Raw genomic sequence first — 15,900 nt, forward strand, 5'->3', positions numbered from 1 at the left:
CGCTTCAGAAGTTTATCGGCAGCCGGTGGCGGTTCTTGTACTCGCCTTGTGGCTGCCAGGCCCATGCCAGCAAGTTTGGGGGTGCGACGCTGTCTTTCAAGGCCAGAGTTTACGAATTAGCAGATAACCGGCCTTCGAATCCGTGCCGCACTGACATACACTGCGCGGCCGTTTTTTCAACTGGAATCCGAAAGACATGAAAAACGCATCTCCGGCCCGTGCCTGCGGCATCGACTTTGGCACGTCCAACTCCACTGTCGGCTGGCTGCGCCCCGGCATGGAAACGCTGATTGCGCTGGAGGACGACAAGATCACCCTGCCCTCGGTGGTCTTTTTCAATCTCGAGGAACGCCGCCCGGTGTATGGCCGCCTGGCCCTGCACGAGTACCTGGAAGGCTACGAAGGCCGGCTGATGCGCTCGCTCAAGAGCCTGCTGGGGTCCAAGCTGATCAAGCACGACACCAGCGTGCTGGGCACGGCCATGCCGTTCAAGGATCTTTTGGGACTGTTCATCGGCCAGTTGAAGAAGCGCGCTGAGGCCACCGCCGGTCGGGAATTCGAAGAAGTGGTACTGGGTCGCCCGGTATTTTTCGTCGACGACGATGAAATGGCCGATCAGGAAGCGGAGAACACCTTGGTGGACGTGGCCCGCGCCATCGGCTTCAAGGAAGTCTCGTTCCAGTATGAGCCCATCGCGGCGGCCTTCGACTATGAGTCGACCATCGAGAGGGAAGAGCTGGTACTGATCGTCGACATCGGTGGCGGTACTTCGGACTTCTCCCTGGTACGCCTGTCGCCCGAGCGGCGCACCCATGACAACCGTCACGCCGACATCCTCGCCACCGGTGGCGTGCACATCGGCGGCACCGACTTCGACAAGCAGCTCTCGCTGGCCGGCCTGATGCCGCTGTTCGGCTACGGCAGCCGCATGAAAAGCGGCGCCTACATGCCCACCAGCCACCACATGAACCTGGCGACCTGGCACACCATCAACGCGGTGTACTCGCAGAAATCCACCCTGGCTCTGGGCAGCATGCGCTACGACATCGAAGACACCGGCGGCATCGACCGGTTGTTCAAGTTGATCGAACAGCGCGCGGGGCACTGGCTGGCGATGGAAGTGGAAGAAACCAAGATCCAGCTGACCCACTCCGACCAGCGCCATTTGCTCCTGGACCGGATCGAGGCAGGCCTGAGCGTGGACCTGAGCCGGGAACTGTTCGAATCGGCCATCGACGGCCTGCTGGAGCGGGTGCGCGGCAGCGTCACGCAATTGCTCAACGATGCCAACGTACGCGTCGATCAGGTGGATACGGTGTTCTTTACCGGTGGCTCCAGCGGCATCCCGGCACTGCGCAACAGCGTCTCGGCGATGCTCCCCCTGGCCCGGCATGTGGAAGGCAATATCTTCGGCAGTATCGGCAGCGGGCTGGCGATCGAGGCGATGAAGCGTTACGGCACGCAGGTCTGATTCAAGTTCTGCGGCGCATCTATCGCGAGCAGGCTCGCTCCCACATTGAACCGCATTCCCTCTGAAGGAACTCGCTCAACGGTGGGAGCGAGCCTGCTCGCGATGGCGTCAGAACAGGCGACGCCGATCAGATCAAACCATCCCCACCTGCTTCAACTCACTCTTCAAGTAAGCATAATAAATCGGCCCCGCCACCACGCCCGGCAGGCCGAACGCGGCTTCGAACACCAGCATCGCCATGAGCAATTCCCAGGACTTGGCGCTGATCTGCCCACCGACGATGCGGGCATTGAGGAAGTATTCGAGCTTGTGGATCACGATCAGGTAACCCAGCGCCGCCATTGCCACCCAGATCGACAGCGACAAGGCGACGATGGTGATCAGGGTGTTGGACATCAGGTTGCCAATGACCGGCAGCAGCCCCAACAGGAACGTCATGACGATCAGGGTCTTGGTCAGCGGCAGGTGGATGCCGAACAGCGGCAGCACCACCGCCAGGAAAATCCCGGTGAAGAAGGTGTTGAGCAGGGAAATCTTGATCTGGGCGAACACAATGTTGCGGAACGCCTTGACCAACAGGCTCAGACGGTCGAACAGCGCCGCCGCCAGGGGCTTGCGCTTGGTCAGGTCGGGGATGCGCTGCAGGGCGACGATAGCCCCCAGGACCATGCCGATCAACAACGTCACGAACATGTGGGCCGCATCCTTGCCCACCAACTGCAGCTCGCTCAGGTGCTTGCTCATCCAGTCGCCAATGGCCACCCGAAACTCGGCCGCGCTGGCCGGCAGGTAGGCGTCGATGAACGGTGGCAACTGCCCCCGGGCGCGGTCGACCACCGTCATGAACATGTCCAGGGATGCGCCAGGGTTTTCCGCCTCATGGAGCAGGAAACTGAAGGCCCCGGCGAAAATCAACGACAGCACACTGACCACCAGCGTGCCCAGCAGCGCCACCGCCAACCAGCGGGCCCGCCGGCCCTCGATCAGCCGTTGCAACTGCGGGGTGAGCATGTTGACCAGCTCGAACACCAGCAAACCGGCCAAAAGGCTCGGCAACAGGCGCAGTGGCAGCACCAGCAACAACCCACCAAAAATGATCACCCAACTGATCACCAACAAGACATGACGCTGAGAAAACGTTGGCATACAGCCTCAGAACAAAACGGCGTGAAAGGATCGGCAGTCTGCCAGCGTTCCACCAACAGCACTAGGGATTGTATCGGCTGACCTCGATCACAGTGCAGGTGTTTTTTGTAGCGCCTTTGCCGGCCCCATCGCGAGCAGGCTCGCTCCCACAATGGACCGGGCAGTGCAAATCAACTGTGGAAGCGAGCCTGCTCGCGATGAGGCCTTCACCGTCTGAAAAAATCCCGGCGGTTATTTTTTCTTCAGACACTCACTCATGAACGCTTTACGCGCATCGCCTTTCAGTGCCTGGGTCGTGGCCGTGGCGTTGCAGGTTTTCATGCGTTCCTGCGGGGTGCTGGCATCGACGGGGGTGGCCTTGAGGCAGTTGCTCATGAAGGCTTTGCGCTCGTCGCCCTTGAGGGCCTTGGCGGTGGCGTCGGCATTGCAGGTGGTCATCTTGTTCTGTTGGGCCGTGGCGGCGAAACCCTGGGAAGACAGCAGCAACCCGATCACCAACAAAGGAACACGCAGCATCTTCATGATGTTTTCTCCTGGCTGCCGCACGATGGGTACGGCGATGAGGTGCAGTGTAGACAACGCCTGTTACACCTTCATCTGCGCGAATTTCCGTGCCTGATTGACCGTCATCGCGAGCAGGCTCGCTCCCACAGTTGACCGCACTCCGCCAGAAGAAACCCAATCCGAATGTGGGAGCGAGCCTGCTCGCGATGACGGACAACCCGACCTGAAGCCCTACACGCCGGCAGCCTTCAACCGCTGCGCATGCTCGACGAACAAGCGAACCGGCTCGGCGCCCTTGCCCACCAGCCCCAGCGACTGGTTGATGATATCGAAGTGATCCAGCGGATAGTCATCGCCGATCACCATGCCCAAATGCGAGCTGTAACGCCCGACCATGCCGTCGCACTGCCCGGCCTCACGCACGAAAGTGCGGGCGAACAGCCGGCAGCTCCGGTGGGTGCCATCAAACAGGTTACGCCCCCTGTTGGTCTTGCCTGGCTGCAAGGTTCCGGACCAGGAGTAATAACGCACGCCATTGACCACTTCCGGTCCGTTCCCGCCCCACGTTTCCGGCAGGCCCTGGGGATACTGCTGGTTGAACAGGGCCACGCCCGCGGTAGTGAGAGAGGCGTGGGACGCCTGGATATCCACCGGCAACCGGGGCCCGCGATAACCGGTTTCCAGCAGGCTCATTAGGGCGCCGATCAACCGCAGCAAAGCACTGAGCAGGCGACCCTTGGCGCTGTTGGCCGGGTAATGGGCCTGCAGGTAATCAGCCAGCTCGGACCCATGGTTGGTGCCGGCCACCGAAGTGACCGATGCCACCAGGTCCGGGCGCTTGGCCGCCGCGTAGCGTGCCGTGAGGGCGCCCTGGCTGTGGCCGATCAGGTTGACCTTCTGCGCACCGGTTTGCGTGAGGATCTCCTCGATCCGCGCGAGCAACTGCTCGCCGCGCACCTCGGATGAGTGCAGCGGTGACACCTGCACAGCAACCACCACTGCCCCACCCCGGCGCAACGCCGAGACGATCCCGTACCAATACGGATACAGCACCAGACGAATGAACCCGAGCATTCCGGGGACCAGCACCAGCGGGTAACGAGTGGCGCACTGTTGTGACATGGCGACATCCTTGATCAATAGGTGGTCAGCATCGGTATCGATGATGACCAGTCTATGACACCCGCGCCATCAGAACGTCTGCGCCAACCCCAGCAAGCGTTGCTCGGCCTCGGCACAGGATTGGGCGAAACTGCGCTCAGCCGACTCCTCACCTTCGGCGGCAACCACCGTCACATCGGTGATACCGATAAAGCCCAGCACGGTGCGCAGCAGCGTGTCGGCGTGGTTCATCCCTTCAAGCTGACCACCAGGCCCGAAACCGAAGTCGCCACGACTGGTCACGATCAGCGCTTTCTTACCCAGTACCAGCGGTTCGTACTGCGACACGCCGTTATCCAGGCTGTGGTTGAACGTCAGCCCGATCCGCACGATCTGGTCGATCCAGGCTTTTACACCGCTGGGCACGCTGAAGTTGTGCATGGGCGCGGAGATGACCAACCGATCATGGGCCTGCAATTCCGTCACCAATGCATCACTGAGCGCCAGATCCGCCTGCATGGTCAGCGGTCGGGCTTGCGGTTCGGGGTAGAACGCCGCCGCGATGAACGCTTCGTTGACCGGAGGAATCACGGTGCGCCCCACTTCGCGCCGGCTCAGCTGGGAGTGCGGATGGGCCGCCTGCCAGGCCGAGACAAAGCCTTCGGTCAGGCGTCGGGAGTGAGAGCGCTCGCCACGAGGGCTGCCATGCACGACAAGAATTTTGCTCATCTGAATCTCCTTGGGTTGCGACTACAATCAAAAGAACTTTTCGGCTTTCAGCTTGATGTTCCGCGCTGATTCCGGGCAAATGAGCGCTTGTCACGCTAGATGAGATAATTTCATCCATGGCACTTCAGGAGATGAGTAATGTTTGCCACGCTGCCCCTCAACGCACTGCGGGCCTTTGAGTCTGCCGCACGGCTGCTCAGCTTCAAGGCTGCGGCGGCGGAGCTGTCGGTGACACCCACAGCGGTTTCCCATCAGATCCGCGCCCTGGAAACCTGGCTAGGTGTGCAGCTGTTCGAACGCCAGCCGCGCCAGGTGCGGCTCACCGACGGCGGCCAACGCTTGTTCCACAGCCTGCACGGGGCCCTGCTGGAAGTGGCGCAAAGCGTCGACACCCTGCGCCCGCAACGCACCAACACTCACCTGACACTGTCCACCACCGCAGCGTTTGCCACCCTGTGGCTGGTGCCGCGCCTGGGCCGGTTTTATGCGCGTCATCCGAATATCAACGTGCGCCTGGACACCCACTGCGAAGTGGTCGATCTGCATCAGGACGCCAGCGTCGATCTGGTGGTGCGCTACAGCCTGGACAGCTACCCGAACCTGTACGGCCTGTGCCTTTTCGATGAACACTTCGGCGTGTACGGCTCGCCGGAACAAGTGGCCCTGGCCGCGCAGAGGCAGCCCACGCTGATCAGCGTGCGCTGGCACAATTCCAAACTGTATGCCCATGGCTGGGAAGCCTGGTGCGCTCAGGCCGGCGAAACCTGGCTGGCCCGGCAACCTTGCATGCGCGAGTACGATGAGGAGCATTACGCCCTGCAAGCGGCGATAGCCGGGCAAGGCCTGGTACTGGCGAGCAACATCCTCGCTTCCGAAAGCCTCGCCAGTGGCCTGTTGGTGGCTTATCGGCCGCAGATTCAGGTCAACGGCGCTGGCTACAGTGCCCTGTGCGTTCCAGGCCGTGAACGCCATCCGCCGGTGCGGGCATTCTTCCAGTGGCTGGAGGAAGAGGCGCGGCAGTCCGCTCATGCACTGAAAAATTCGGTAAAACTTTTCGAGGATCGCGTCACTCAGATTTAGAGCGATCACGCCAACAGAGCGTGACGCCCTACCGGATCAGCCTCCAGGAGAATGCTATGAGTGACATGCACCTATCCGATGTAACCACCCTGCGCGAACGGGCACGGCAGAACGTGCAGAACGGCGCGGTGACCGAGGGCTACAGCGCCGATCGACCGGAAGTCATTCGCCTGCTCAATGAAGCGCTGGCCACGGAGCTGGTGTGCGTGCTGCGCTACAAGCGCCACTACTTCATGGCCACCGGCCTCAAGGCCAGCGTGGCGGCCAGCGAGTTTCTCGAACACGCCAACCAGGAAGCCGAACACGCCGACAAGCTCGCTGAGCGCATTGTACAGTTGGGCGGCGAGCCGGAGTTCAACCCCGACCTGTTAACCCGTAACTCCCACGCCCAGTACGTGGCGGGGAACACCCTCAAGGAAATGGTCTACGAAGACCTGGTCGCCGAACGGATCGCCATCGACAGCTACCGGGAAATCATCCAGTACATCGGCGAAAAGGACCCGACCACCCGGCGAATCTTCGAAGACATCCTGGCTCAGGAAGAAGAGCATGCCGATGACATGGCCGACATCCTGGCCGATTTGTAATACCGCTATCGCGAGCAGGCTCGCTCCCCCATTGAATCGTGTCCTGTCGCGGTCGATGTGGGAGCGAGCCTACTCGCGATGGGGCCAGTAACCTCACCGCAAAGCCTGGCTAGCGGGTTGGTTTGACCGTCACCGGTGCCTTGCCGGCCTTCATCTGCTCCAGCAACGGCGCACACTGGTTCGGCTCGCCACCGCTGGGCGCAACCAGGGCCAACAACCCGGCCGCCGGCGCGGCAATGACGCCCAGCGCCACCATCCCGGCCCCACGCAGCATCAACGGCACGGCCTTGACGCCCGCCGCGGGCTTGGCGAAGGTGCCGCGCACGTACAAGGGCGAGCGCAGGGAAATCAAGCGCCAGCCCTTGGACTCCGGAGTGATGGTCAGGTCCAGTTGTTCGGTGGCCATGTTCGCCGTGCCATCGACATAAATGATCGCGTTCGCCGTGTCGAACACGAACAGGCGAGTGGTCGCCAGGCCGGTCTTGATGTCGAAGTCCGCCGCCGCGCAGTTGATCTTCACTTCCTCGTCGCCAAAGATTTTCCCCACCACATAGTTACCGACGTTCAGCCCCGCCAGTTCCATCAGCTCCCGACTGATGGCGCCGTCGTTGATGAGCATTTTCAACGTGCCGTTGGAGGTGCCCAGCAACGCCGCCACCGAATTGCCACGGCCGGTGATATCGGCATCGCCGTTCAGCTCACCGAAGCTGGTTTTCATCGGCGCGAAACCGGGGAACAACTCCTTGAGCTTGAAACCCCGCGCCGTCAGCTTCGCCTGTCCCTCAAGGGGCCGGGTGCGGCCGTTGAGGCGGATCTGCGCGTCGAGCCGGCCACCGGCCACACCGAAGCGCAGGGGCTCAAGGCTTAGTTGGCCGTCGTTGAGCACCAGATGCGTGTAAAGGTCGGTGAACGGTAACTGCTCACTGTGGACGATTCGTTTGCCAGTGAACTCCACATCGGCATCCATCACGCCCCAGCGCTCGGTACGAAACTCTTCCACGGGCAGCACTTTGTCGGACGGCTGTTTGCTCGCGCCGCCTCGGGCCTTTTGTTCGGCGTTGGAATCGGCGCCGATCAGGGGGGCCAGGTCGCTGAACAACAGTTGATTGGACACCAGCGCGCCACTGAGTTTTGGCCGCGGCTGGCTGGCAACGTAGGCCAGGTCACCGTGAATATCGCTATCGCCGATCTTGCCGTTGAAGGCCTCATAACGAAACAGTGCCCCGCCGGGCTCGTGGAGTTTGGCGATCAGGCGGCCATCGGTGGAATAGGGCGGCGAATCCGGCAGGGTCACGCCGGTCAGCGGATAAAGATTGGCCAGGCTGTTCCCGGCCAGCTTCAAGCGCAGATCCAGCGCCCCCAGGTTCATCGGGTCGGTCAGCGTGCCGGCCAGTTCGACACGGGTATCACCGATCTTCGCCTGAGCCTGCAACGGAAAAGGTTGCGAGGCATCCTGCAGAGCCAACAGGCCACCGACCTTGCCGGAGCCTGCCAGGTTCTGCCCGTGGTACTGGCCGTTGACCTTGAAGGCAAACGCATAATCCTGGGGAGCCGCACCTGCGTCCCGGGCTTTTTTCGCAGCATTGTCGCCGACGATATCGCTGAACGGGATGGGTTTGCCCAACGGGTCGATCAACAGGTCCAGGCGGGTTTTCAGCGTCTGGTCATCAATAGTGACATGGCCTTTGTCAAAGCCGATGGTACCAATGTCCACGACCCAGCTGGACGGCTCGGCGTCGGGGTCTTTCGGATCGAACTCGAACGTCCAGTTGGCGCGACCATCGGCCAGGCGTTGCAGGTTGGCGTCGGGCTCGGTCAGGTCGATGCGGGGAATTGCCACTCGCCGGGCCAGCAAGGCCAGGGGCGAAATGCGTAATTCGACGCGCTTGAGCGTGACCATTTGCGCAGTTTTCGACCAGTCCGGGTTGCCCAGGCTCAAGTCTTCGGCCACCACATGGGGCCACGGCACCCAGGCCCGCCAGCCGCCTTCCAGCGGTTCGCGCTGCCAGACCACCGCCAGGTTGCCATTGATGGCGAACGGGCGATGCAACTCTTCGGAAACCTTGGCATTGAGCGGCGGCTTTATCCGGTTCCAATCGAAGAACGCGATGACCAGCACCAATACGGCCAGCAGGAAAACAAGGCTGGCGAAGGTCCAGGCGAAGATTTTTGAGGTGCGCGTCATGCACAAGGCTCCTGATGACAAATCTGCGTCCGGACGGCGACGCCTTGGAAACACGAGCCTGTAATCGGCTCGTTGTGAAGAGTAGGACTGGCGATACGGCCAACTGGTTTAACACTTTGGGCGACGGGCGGTACAAAAAACTGAAAAAATCCTGACCAAACCGCCAACTACCTGTTACCGCCCCCGCACTTTTGCGTGGCATCAATGGGTACAAAATACCCACTGCGGTGCAAAACCACGCCTCGCAAAGGCCCGTTCTAGAGCCTTTCCACAGAACAATCAATTCCGTTGATTATTACCATTGCCTTTATGAACTTTTATATCGACTTATCGAGAGTAGCATTGCCTCCGTACCCACTTTATCGCCCTCCCAAGGAGCAATGATCATGAAACGCCAATTACTGATGAGCCTCACCCTTTCAATGCTGGCCTCCACTGCTTTCGCACTGCCAGCCTCCGAACAAGCCACGCCGCAGGTTAAAGACAGCCGTTCGGTCTATAGCCAGACCGTTGCTGAAGATGGCTTCGACCAGACCCGTCAAGGTCAGGAAGTGGCTGAAGGCGGCTACGAACGTACCCCTCAAGGTCAAGAAGTAGCTGAAGGCGGCTACGAACGTACCCCTCAAGGTCAAGAAGTAGCCGAAGGCGGCTACGAACGTACCCCTCAGGGCCAGGAAGTGGCTGAAGGTGGCTACGAACGTACCCCTCAGGGTCAGGAAGTCGCTGAAGGTGGCCGTGACCGCCTGGAAGAAAAAGGCCTGGTTGAAGGTGGCTACGAGCGCACCCCACAGGGCGCCATTGCCGAAGGTGGTGGTGACCGTGTGATCGAACGCAACAGCGCAGTGAGCTGAGCCCATGGTGGCCTGGAAAAAAGCCCGATTCCTGCAATCGGGCTTTTGACTTTCCGAGAACCTCGTTTTCCCCGCTATATCCCCCTCTACCGTTCGACGTCGGCAAAGCCGATTTGCTAGAGTGCGTCGCTTCCGTGAATCAGAAGTCAGCCCTGCGATGCTGCCCCGCGCCGAACAGAAACAACAGACCCGCAATGCCTTGATGGATGCAGCCCGTCATTTGATGGAGTGCGGCCGAGGGTTCGGCAGCCTGAGCCTGCGCGAAGTCGCCAGGACCGCCGGCATCGTACCCACCGGGTTCTACCGGCATTTCGACGACATGGACCAACTGGGCCTGGCTCTGGTCAGCGAAGTCGGTCAGACCTTTCGCGAAACGATCCGGCTGGTGCGCCACAACGAATTCGTCATGGGCGGCATCATTGATGCCTCCGTGCGTATTTTCCTCGACGTGGTCCAAGCCAACCGTTCGCAATTCCTGTTTTTGGCCCGTGAGCAATACGGCGGCTCGCTGCCCGTGCGCAAGGCCATCGCCTGTCTGCGTGAAGGCATCACCTCGGACCTGGCCGCCGACCTGGCATTGATGCCCAAATTGCAGCACCTGGACCTTGCCGCCCTGAGCGTAATGGCCGACCTGATCGTCAAAAGCGTGTTCGCCACCCTGCCTGACATCATCGACCCACCCGCTCACGCTCTCCCCGAACACCTCACGCCCCAGGCGAAGATTACCCAGCAACTGCGGTTCATCTTTATTGGCCTCAAACATTGGCAAGGGCTGGGCAGTACCGAGTAGCCACCGAGACGTTTCCTTTGTGGGAGCGAGCCTGCTCGCGATAGCGGTGGGTCAGTCAGCGTTGATTTTCTGATGCACTGATATCGCGAGCAGGCTCGCTCCCACAGTGTTTCGCGAAAGCTGCAAAATGGTGCGCGATATCGACAAGTGCACCATAACGGCACGCAATCCGCCCCATCCTGAAACGCCATCCCAGCTATTTCCTACACCTTCTTCGATTGGCAAGCCCCTTGCTCTAAACACAGCACCGTTCATTGCTGGAAGCACTCCGATGCTGGTGATTCACCGCAGAATCGACACTCAACCCCGCTGGGACGCCGAGCTGCACCTGACCTTCGACGCCCGCAGCAAAAGCCGCCTGCGCTGTTTCAGTGCCGAGGGTGAAGATGTGGGGTTGTTCCTTGAGCGAGGTCAGCCGCCGTTATACGACGGCGAATGCCTGCAAGCTGAAGACGGACGCATCGTGCGCGTCTGCGCCCGCCCCGAACAATTGCTGCATGTCACCTGCGCCAATGCATTTGAACTGACCCGCGCGGCCTATCACCTGGGCAATCGCCATGTCGCCCTGCAAGTGGGCGATGGCTGGCTGCGCCTGCTGGACGATTACGTGCTCAAGGCGATGCTCGAGCAACTGGGTGCCAGTGCCGAAAACATAGAGGCTCCGTTCCAACCGGAACACGGCGCGTATGGCGGCGGCCATCATCATTCCCGACACGGCGACGAAGATTTCAACTACGCGCCACGCCTGCATCAGTTCGGCGTACGCACATGAACCCGGCGTGGGCGCTGCTGCGTCTGGCCAGCCCGCAATTGCCGATCGGCGGCTACAGCTATTCCCAGGGATTGGAGATGGCAGTGGATAACGGCCAGGTCAAAACCTGCGACGACGCCCGTCGCTGGATCAGCGATCAGTTGCTGTTGAACCTGGCACGCTTCGAGGCGCCTTTGCTACTGGCCCACTGCACCGCCGCCGCCGCCGACGACTGGGACGCCTTGCTGCAACACTGCGAGGAACACCGCGCCAGCCGGGAAACCCGCGAGCTGCATCAGGAAAGTCGGCAGATGGGTTATTCGTTGCAGCAGTTGCTGGGCGGCCTGCCGGAACTCGATGCCGCGGCACGGCGCTTTCTTGAACAACGTACTGAACCGCACCTAGCCCTGGGCTGGGCCTTGGCCGCCCGCGCCTGGAACATCAGCCCCCAGGACGCCCTGGCCGCCTGGTTATGGAGCTGGCTGGAAAACCAGTTGGCCGTCCTGATGAAGACCCTGCCCCTGGGCCAGCAAGCCGCCCAGCGCCTGACCAGCGAACTGCTGCCACTGCTGCAACAGGCTCAACACAACGCCTCGAACATTGATCCCGACCATTACGGCAGCGCCACGTTTGGCCTGTCCCTGGCGTGTATGGCCCATGAGCGCCAGTACAGCCGCCTGTTCCGTTCCTAGGAGACCCTCATGAATACACAACCTCTGCGCGTCGGTATCGGCGGCCCGGTAGGCTCCGGCAAAACCGCCCTGACCCTGGCCCTGTGCCTGGCCCTGCGTGAACGCTACAACCTGGCGGTGGTCACCAACGACATCTACACCCGTGAAGATGCCGATTTTCTGGTGCGTAACGAAGCCTTGGCGCCGGAGCGGATCATCGGCGTGGAAACCGGCGGTTGCCCGCACACGGCGATCCGCGAAGACGCCTCGATCAACCTTGAGGCCGTGGATCAATTGAACCGACGGTTTCCGGGGCTGGATCTGATCCTGGTGGAATCGGGCGGCGATAACCTTTCGGCGACCTTCAGCCCAGAGCTGTCGGACCTGACCATTTATGTGATCGATGTCTCGGCCGGCGACAAGCTGCCGCGCAAAGGCGGACCGGGCATCTGTAAATCCGACCTGCTGGTGATCAACAAGATCGACCTGGCGCCACTGGTGGGTGCGTCCCTGGAAATGATGGACAGCGACACCCGTCGGATGCGCAACGGCAAGCCGTTCGTGTTCAGCAACCAGAAAACCGGCCAGGGCCTGGAGCAGATCATCGCCTTCATCGAACGCCAGGGCCTGCTGACCGCCGCCTGATTTTTCAACTTCAACTGTTCACACGCTCAACAAGGAAGCTTATCCATGACATTCAAACGCCTGCTTGGCGCCCTCGCCCTGTTGCTGACCCCGGCCTTGGCCTTTGCTCACCCTGGCCATGGCGATAACGGCCTGATGGCCGGCCTCGGTCACCCCATCGGCGGGCTGGATCATCTGCTGGCCATGCTGGCGGTCGGCTTGTGGGCCGCCCAACAACAAGGCGCGGCGCGCTGGGCGCTGCCGTGCACCTTCGTCGTCAGCATGCTGATCGGCGGTTTGCTGGGCTTTGAAGGCCTGGACCTGCCTGCGCTGGAAAGCGGGATTGCCGCCTCGGTGCTGGCCTTGGGCCTGGCGGTGGCACTGGCGGTGCGCCCGCCGCTGAGCCTGGCGATTGGCGCGACGGCGGTGTTCGCGCTGTTCCATGGCGTGGCCCATGGTCTGGAACTGCCGGACATGACAAGCCCTTGGGCTTATGCGGCCGGTTTTGTCGCGGCGACGGCGGCGTTGCATGGCGCAGGCTACGCCGTGGTTCGCGTCTTGCCGCAAGCGGCCGCCCCTCTGGTGCGTCTGGCCGGAGCGGGTTCGGCGGCGGCTGGAGTGTGGTTGTTGGCGGGTTGATTTTCAGCACCCATCAAGGCTAATCGCGAGCAGGCTCGCTCCCACAGGGTATGGCATACGCCAATAAATGTGGGAGCGAGCCTGCTCGCGATGACGGACTGGAAGGCCTCGCCTCTCTCGAACTTGCCACTCTGCTACCATGTCGCGCAATCACCCCTCCAGCCGTGACGACGTCCACCAATGCCCGATGCTTCCCGCCCCGCTCCTGCACCTGAACTGACTGCCCTGTTCGCCACGGTACGTCAGCACTTTCACGACGTGATCGTGCCGATGTGGCAAGGCCCGGGATGGAATGCCGAGCTGGCGCTGCCCTATGAATCCCTCGATACCCGGCACAAGCCGCTCGAGCCCCAGCGCTACCGGGCGATGGCCTGTGCGCGACAGCTATACGTGTTCGCCAGCCTGATCGGCGAAGCGCCACAGGCCGAAGAACGGGCTGGCGCACTGTTCCGCTCCCTGCAGCGGCACTTCCATGATGGCGAACATGGTGGCTGGTTCTACAGCATTGACCCCCAAGGCGTACCGCTGGACACCGGCAAAGACCTTTACACCCACGCTTTCATCCTGTTTGCCTGCGCCCATTACTGGAGCAAGGTTCGCGAGCCGCTGGTGGAGTCGGTACTCAACGCGGCCCTGGAAGTCATCGCCCGGCGCTTTGCGACCGGAGACGGCCTTTACGAGGCCAGCCTGGGACGCGATTGGTCGACCCGCGCATCCGGCCCGCTGCAAAACCCGTTGATGCACCTGGCCGAAGCCTTCCTCGCCACCCTCTCGGTTCGCGACGACATCAACGTGCGCCAGGCATTGCTGGCCCTGTGCGATGCCATGTTCAAGCACTTCATCGACCCGCAGCAGCGCGTCATGATGGAGAAACCGGTCAAGGCTGTGGATAACTGGTTTGAGCCAGGCCATCAGTTCGAGTGGTATTACTTGCTGGCCTCATCGCCCTTGTTGCGCGGCGGCAAGTTGCACACAGCCCTTGATAGCAGCTTCAGCCGTACCGAACAGCAAGGCGTGAGCCCGCAGTCCGGCGCGGTGTGCGCCATGCTGAGCCTGGGATCACAGGTACCGCGGGACGCCACCCAGCGCATCTGGGCTCAGGCGGAATATTTGCGGGCACTGACATTACGCCCGGGCAATCAGGGCGCATTGCTGCATCAACTACGGGCGTTGCAGCAGCACTTCCTGCATGCCAAAGGCTGGAACGAATGCCTGGACGCCGACGGCACTGTCAGCCGCCAGGACATGCCATCGACCACGCCGTATCACCTACTGACCTGCTACCGCGGGCTGGCTGATTATCTGGCCTGACCGGTAAATCGCTATCGCGGGCAAGCCTTGCTCCCACAGACATTTGGCCGACCTTGCCCCATAGATGAGTCAACTCTTTGGGAGCAAGGCTTGCCCGCGATGAACGATAACGCGGTCTTACGCCTTGTTGCGCTCAATGGCAAACCCGGCCCAGGTCTGGCTCACAGGCATCAATTCCAGGCTGTTGATATTGATGTGGGCCGGAGTGTTGAGCACCCAGAAAATGGTGTCGGCGATATCCTGCGGCTGGATCGGCTCGGCCCCGGCATAGGTCGCGTTGTAGCGTTCCTGGTCACCCGCAAAGCGCACCAGGGAAAACTCGCTCTCGCACAGACCCGGCTCAATGTTGCTTACCCGCACGCCAGTGCCTTGCAGATCGCAACGCAGGTTCAGGGAGAACTGTTTGACGAACGCCTTGCTCGCCCCGTACACGTGGCTGCCAGGGTACGGATAGTTGCCGGCGATGGACCCCAGGTTGACGATCCCGGCACCACGGCCATGAGCGATCAGCCGCGGCAACAGCAGGCGGGTGCTGTAGATCAAACCTTTCACGTTGGTATCGACCATCGTGTCCCAGTCATCGAGGTCGCACTTGGGCGCAGGATCAACGCCCAGCGCCAGACCGGCGTTGTTGATCAAGCCCCGCAATTTGGCGAAGGACGGTGGCAGGTTGGCGATCGCCTCCTCCATGGCTGTGCGGTCACGCACATCAAGCACCAGACCATGGACTTCAGTCTGCTTCGACAACTCGGCGCACAGGGCAGTGAGGCGTTCTTCACGACGACCGGTCAGCACCAGTTTCCAGCCTGCTTCGGCAAAACGACGGGCACAGGCTTCACCGAAACCGGACGTTGCGCCGGTAATAAACAGGGTGTTGGACATCGTGTTCTCCTTGGGGCTCAAAACAGCCAATGAATGGAAATCGGCCCACAGCATGCCCGGCCTGGCACAGCATGGGCAAGACTTCTGGAAGCGAGGTTTCATTCGAGCATTGCTCATAAAACAACCAATCGGCGCCAGGCCTTATGAAACAAGGGCCACAGGCGGTTGCCCGCACCTTATCCACAGGCGGGTCCACAGCAATCGGGGGCAAGTGCAAACTCCCCAAGCCGCTGTGCATAAGGCTTTGCGAGGGATTTGGAAAATTTTTTCCCTTGACCCTGCAATGCAGGTTGTGCAGATCGACTTATCTGCTATAAGCCGACAGTAAAAAGAACGATGGCTTCAAGCCAGCAAATTCGGCCCTCAGCGCGGTCTTTCCAGAGTTTAATCACAGACTTATCCACAGGCTTGCGCACAGATTTCCAAGCCTTTGGCGACCCTCATAAAAGTGTTGACAACCCTCGTACCCGCTTGACCGAAAACCCCTGATCAAAAAACAACCACACGCCTGAAAGCCACGTATTCAGAGGCTTGCAGCCAGCTACTCCCACGTTACCCACAGCCGGTTCCACAGCAAA

The 15,900-nt window shown here is 61.1% G+C and carries 16 protein-coding genes; 10 read left to right on the forward strand and 6 right to left on the reverse strand.

The genetic code is table 11. The features are described from left to right. Nucleotides 1-196 precede the first annotated feature (196 nt). Nucleotides 197-1,471, forward strand: a complete 1,275-nt coding sequence (locus BW979_RS00360; RefSeq protein ID WP_076382874.1) for an Hsp70 family protein — start codon at nt 197-199, stop codon at nt 1,469-1,471. Nucleotides 1,472-1,603: 132 nt separating this feature from the next. Here BW979_RS00360 and BW979_RS00365 read toward each other — a convergent pair whose 3' ends face one another. From BW979_RS00365 to BW979_RS00380, 4 genes are all read right to left on the reverse strand, one after another. Further along, on the reverse strand, nt 1,604-2,617 hold the full coding sequence (locus tag BW979_RS00365; RefSeq protein ID WP_047227354.1) for an AI-2E family transporter: 1,014 nt from the start codon (nt 2,615-2,617) through the stop codon (nt 1,604-1,606). Between the two features lie 231 nt (nt 2,618-2,848). After that, entirely contained in the window at nt 2,849-3,139 is a 291-nt protein-coding gene (locus tag BW979_RS00370) for a PsiF family protein (RefSeq protein ID WP_047227353.1), read from the reverse strand. Nucleotides 3,140-3,352: 213 nt separating this feature from the next. Continuing rightward, entirely contained in the window at nt 3,353-4,243 is an 891-nt protein-coding gene (locus BW979_RS00375; protein WP_076382876.1) for an esterase/lipase family protein, read from the reverse strand. A 69-nt stretch (nt 4,244-4,312) separates the two neighbouring features. Then, nucleotides 4,313-4,951: an FMN-dependent NADH-azoreductase gene (locus tag BW979_RS00380; protein ID WP_076382878.1), complete on the reverse strand. Its 639-nt coding sequence runs from the start codon at nt 4,949-4,951 to the stop codon at nt 4,313-4,315. A gap of 138 nt (nt 4,952-5,089) precedes the next feature. On the opposite strand from BW979_RS00380, the gene BW979_RS00385 reads away from it, so the two are divergent. Together BW979_RS00385 and BW979_RS00390 are read left to right on the forward strand one after the other, a co-directional pair. Beyond that, the gene (locus BW979_RS00385; protein WP_047227350.1) at nt 5,090-6,031 is read left to right on the forward strand and encodes a LysR substrate-binding domain-containing protein; all 942 of its coding nucleotides are present in this window, start codon (nt 5,090-5,092) and stop codon (nt 6,029-6,031) included. Nucleotides 6,032-6,087: 56 nt separating this feature from the next. Further along, nucleotides 6,088-6,618 (forward strand): ferritin-like domain-containing protein, encoded by a 531-nt coding sequence (locus tag BW979_RS00390; protein WP_047227349.1) that lies wholly within the window; start codon nt 6,088-6,090, stop codon nt 6,616-6,618. 109 nt (nt 6,619-6,727) lie between these two features. Here BW979_RS00390 and BW979_RS00395 read toward each other — a convergent pair whose 3' ends face one another. Beyond that, the gene (locus BW979_RS00395; protein WP_076382880.1) at nt 6,728-8,803 is read right to left on the reverse strand and encodes an AsmA family protein; all 2,076 of its coding nucleotides are present in this window, start codon (nt 8,801-8,803) and stop codon (nt 6,728-6,730) included. 386 nt (nt 8,804-9,189) lie between these two features. On the opposite strand from BW979_RS00395, the gene BW979_RS00400 reads away from it, so the two are divergent. The 7 genes from BW979_RS00400 (at nt 9,190) to BW979_RS00430 (ending at nt 14,440) form a co-directional block, all read left to right on the forward strand. Continuing rightward, the gene (locus tag BW979_RS00400) at nt 9,190-9,654 is read left to right on the forward strand and encodes a hypothetical protein (RefSeq protein WP_047227347.1); all 465 of its coding nucleotides are present in this window, start codon (nt 9,190-9,192) and stop codon (nt 9,652-9,654) included. A gap of 157 nt (nt 9,655-9,811) precedes the next feature. Next, the gene (locus tag BW979_RS00405; protein WP_076382882.1) at nt 9,812-10,444 is read left to right on the forward strand and encodes a TetR family transcriptional regulator; all 633 of its coding nucleotides are present in this window, start codon (nt 9,812-9,814) and stop codon (nt 10,442-10,444) included. A gap of 271 nt (nt 10,445-10,715) precedes the next feature. After that, nucleotides 10,716-11,216 carry an urease accessory protein UreE gene (ureE, locus tag BW979_RS00410; RefSeq protein ID WP_047227345.1) on the forward strand — a complete coding sequence of 167 codons (501 nt, stop codon included), beginning with the start codon at nt 10,716-10,718 and terminating at the stop codon, nt 11,214-11,216. Further along, nucleotides 11,213-11,887, forward strand: coding sequence for an urease accessory protein UreF (locus BW979_RS00415; RefSeq protein ID WP_076382884.1), 675 nt, complete (start codon nt 11,213-11,215; stop codon nt 11,885-11,887). The genes ureE and BW979_RS00415 overlap by 4 nt, the downstream gene beginning before the upstream one ends. 9 nt (nt 11,888-11,896) lie before the next feature. After that, entirely contained in the window at nt 11,897-12,511 is a 615-nt protein-coding gene (ureG, locus tag BW979_RS00420) for an urease accessory protein UreG (RefSeq protein ID WP_047227343.1), read from the forward strand. A gap of 45 nt (nt 12,512-12,556) precedes the next feature. Beyond that, the gene (locus BW979_RS00425) at nt 12,557-13,129 is read left to right on the forward strand and encodes a HupE/UreJ family protein (protein WP_047227342.1); all 573 of its coding nucleotides are present in this window, start codon (nt 12,557-12,559) and stop codon (nt 13,127-13,129) included. Between the two features lie 180 nt (nt 13,130-13,309). Next, a complete protein-coding gene (locus tag BW979_RS00430; protein WP_047227341.1) occupies nt 13,310-14,440 on the forward strand; it encodes an AGE family epimerase/isomerase in 1,131 nt (376 codons plus the stop codon). Nucleotides 14,441-14,557: 117 nt separating this feature from the next. Here BW979_RS00430 and BW979_RS00435 read toward each other — a convergent pair whose 3' ends face one another. After that, nucleotides 14,558-15,322 carry an SDR family oxidoreductase gene (locus BW979_RS00435; RefSeq protein WP_047227340.1) on the reverse strand — a complete coding sequence of 255 codons (765 nt, stop codon included), beginning with the start codon at nt 15,320-15,322 and terminating at the stop codon, nt 14,558-14,560. Between the last annotated feature and the right edge of the window lie 578 nt (nt 15,323-15,900).

Origin of the sequence: Pseudomonas sp. A214 (genome assembly GCF_900156295.1) — a bacterium.
GTDB classification, from domain to species: Bacteria; Pseudomonadota; Gammaproteobacteria; order Pseudomonadales; family Pseudomonadaceae; genus Aquipseudomonas; species Aquipseudomonas rhizophila.

Bases quoted from the DNA above. Each gene is read 5' to 3' on its own strand.
- BW979_RS00360 (WP_076382874.1), top strand. From the start codon at position 197: ATGAAAAACGCATCTCCGGCCCGTGCCTGCGGCATCGACTTTGGCACG.
- BW979_RS00430 (WP_047227341.1), top strand. From the start codon at position 13,310: ATGCCCGATGCTTCCCGCCCCGCTCCTGCACCTGAACTGACTGCCCTG.
- ureE (WP_047227345.1), top strand. From the start codon at position 10,716: ATGCTGGTGATTCACCGCAGAATCGACACTCAACCCCGCTGGGACGCC.
- BW979_RS00395 (WP_076382880.1), bottom strand. From the start codon at position 8,803: ATGACGCGCACCTCAAAAATCTTCGCCTGGACCTTCGCCAGCCTTGTT.
- BW979_RS00380 (WP_076382878.1), bottom strand. From the start codon at position 4,951: ATGAGCAAAATTCTTGTCGTGCATGGCAGCCCTCGTGGCGAGCGCTCT.
- BW979_RS00425 (WP_047227342.1), top strand. From the start codon at position 12,557: ATGACATTCAAACGCCTGCTTGGCGCCCTCGCCCTGTTGCTGACCCCG.
- BW979_RS00365 (WP_047227354.1), bottom strand. From the start codon at position 2,617: ATGCCAACGTTTTCTCAGCGTCATGTCTTGTTGGTGATCAGTTGGGTG.
- BW979_RS00435 (WP_047227340.1), bottom strand. From the start codon at position 15,322: ATGTCCAACACCCTGTTTATTACCGGCGCAACGTCCGGTTTCGGTGAA.
- BW979_RS00375 (WP_076382876.1), bottom strand. From the start codon at position 4,243: ATGTCACAACAGTGCGCCACTCGTTACCCGCTGGTGCTGGTCCCCGGA.
- BW979_RS00390 (WP_047227349.1), top strand. From the start codon at position 6,088: ATGAGTGACATGCACCTATCCGATGTAACCACCCTGCGCGAACGGGCA.
- BW979_RS00405 (WP_076382882.1), top strand. From the start codon at position 9,812: ATGCTGCCCCGCGCCGAACAGAAACAACAGACCCGCAATGCCTTGATG.
- BW979_RS00385 (WP_047227350.1), top strand. From the start codon at position 5,090: ATGTTTGCCACGCTGCCCCTCAACGCACTGCGGGCCTTTGAGTCTGCC.
- ureG (WP_047227343.1), top strand. From the start codon at position 11,897: ATGAATACACAACCTCTGCGCGTCGGTATCGGCGGCCCGGTAGGCTCC.
- BW979_RS00415 (WP_076382884.1), top strand. From the start codon at position 11,213: ATGAACCCGGCGTGGGCGCTGCTGCGTCTGGCCAGCCCGCAATTGCCG.
- BW979_RS00400 (WP_047227347.1), top strand. From the start codon at position 9,190: ATGAAACGCCAATTACTGATGAGCCTCACCCTTTCAATGCTGGCCTCC.
- BW979_RS00370 (WP_047227353.1), bottom strand. From the start codon at position 3,139: ATGAAGATGCTGCGTGTTCCTTTGTTGGTGATCGGGTTGCTGCTGTCT.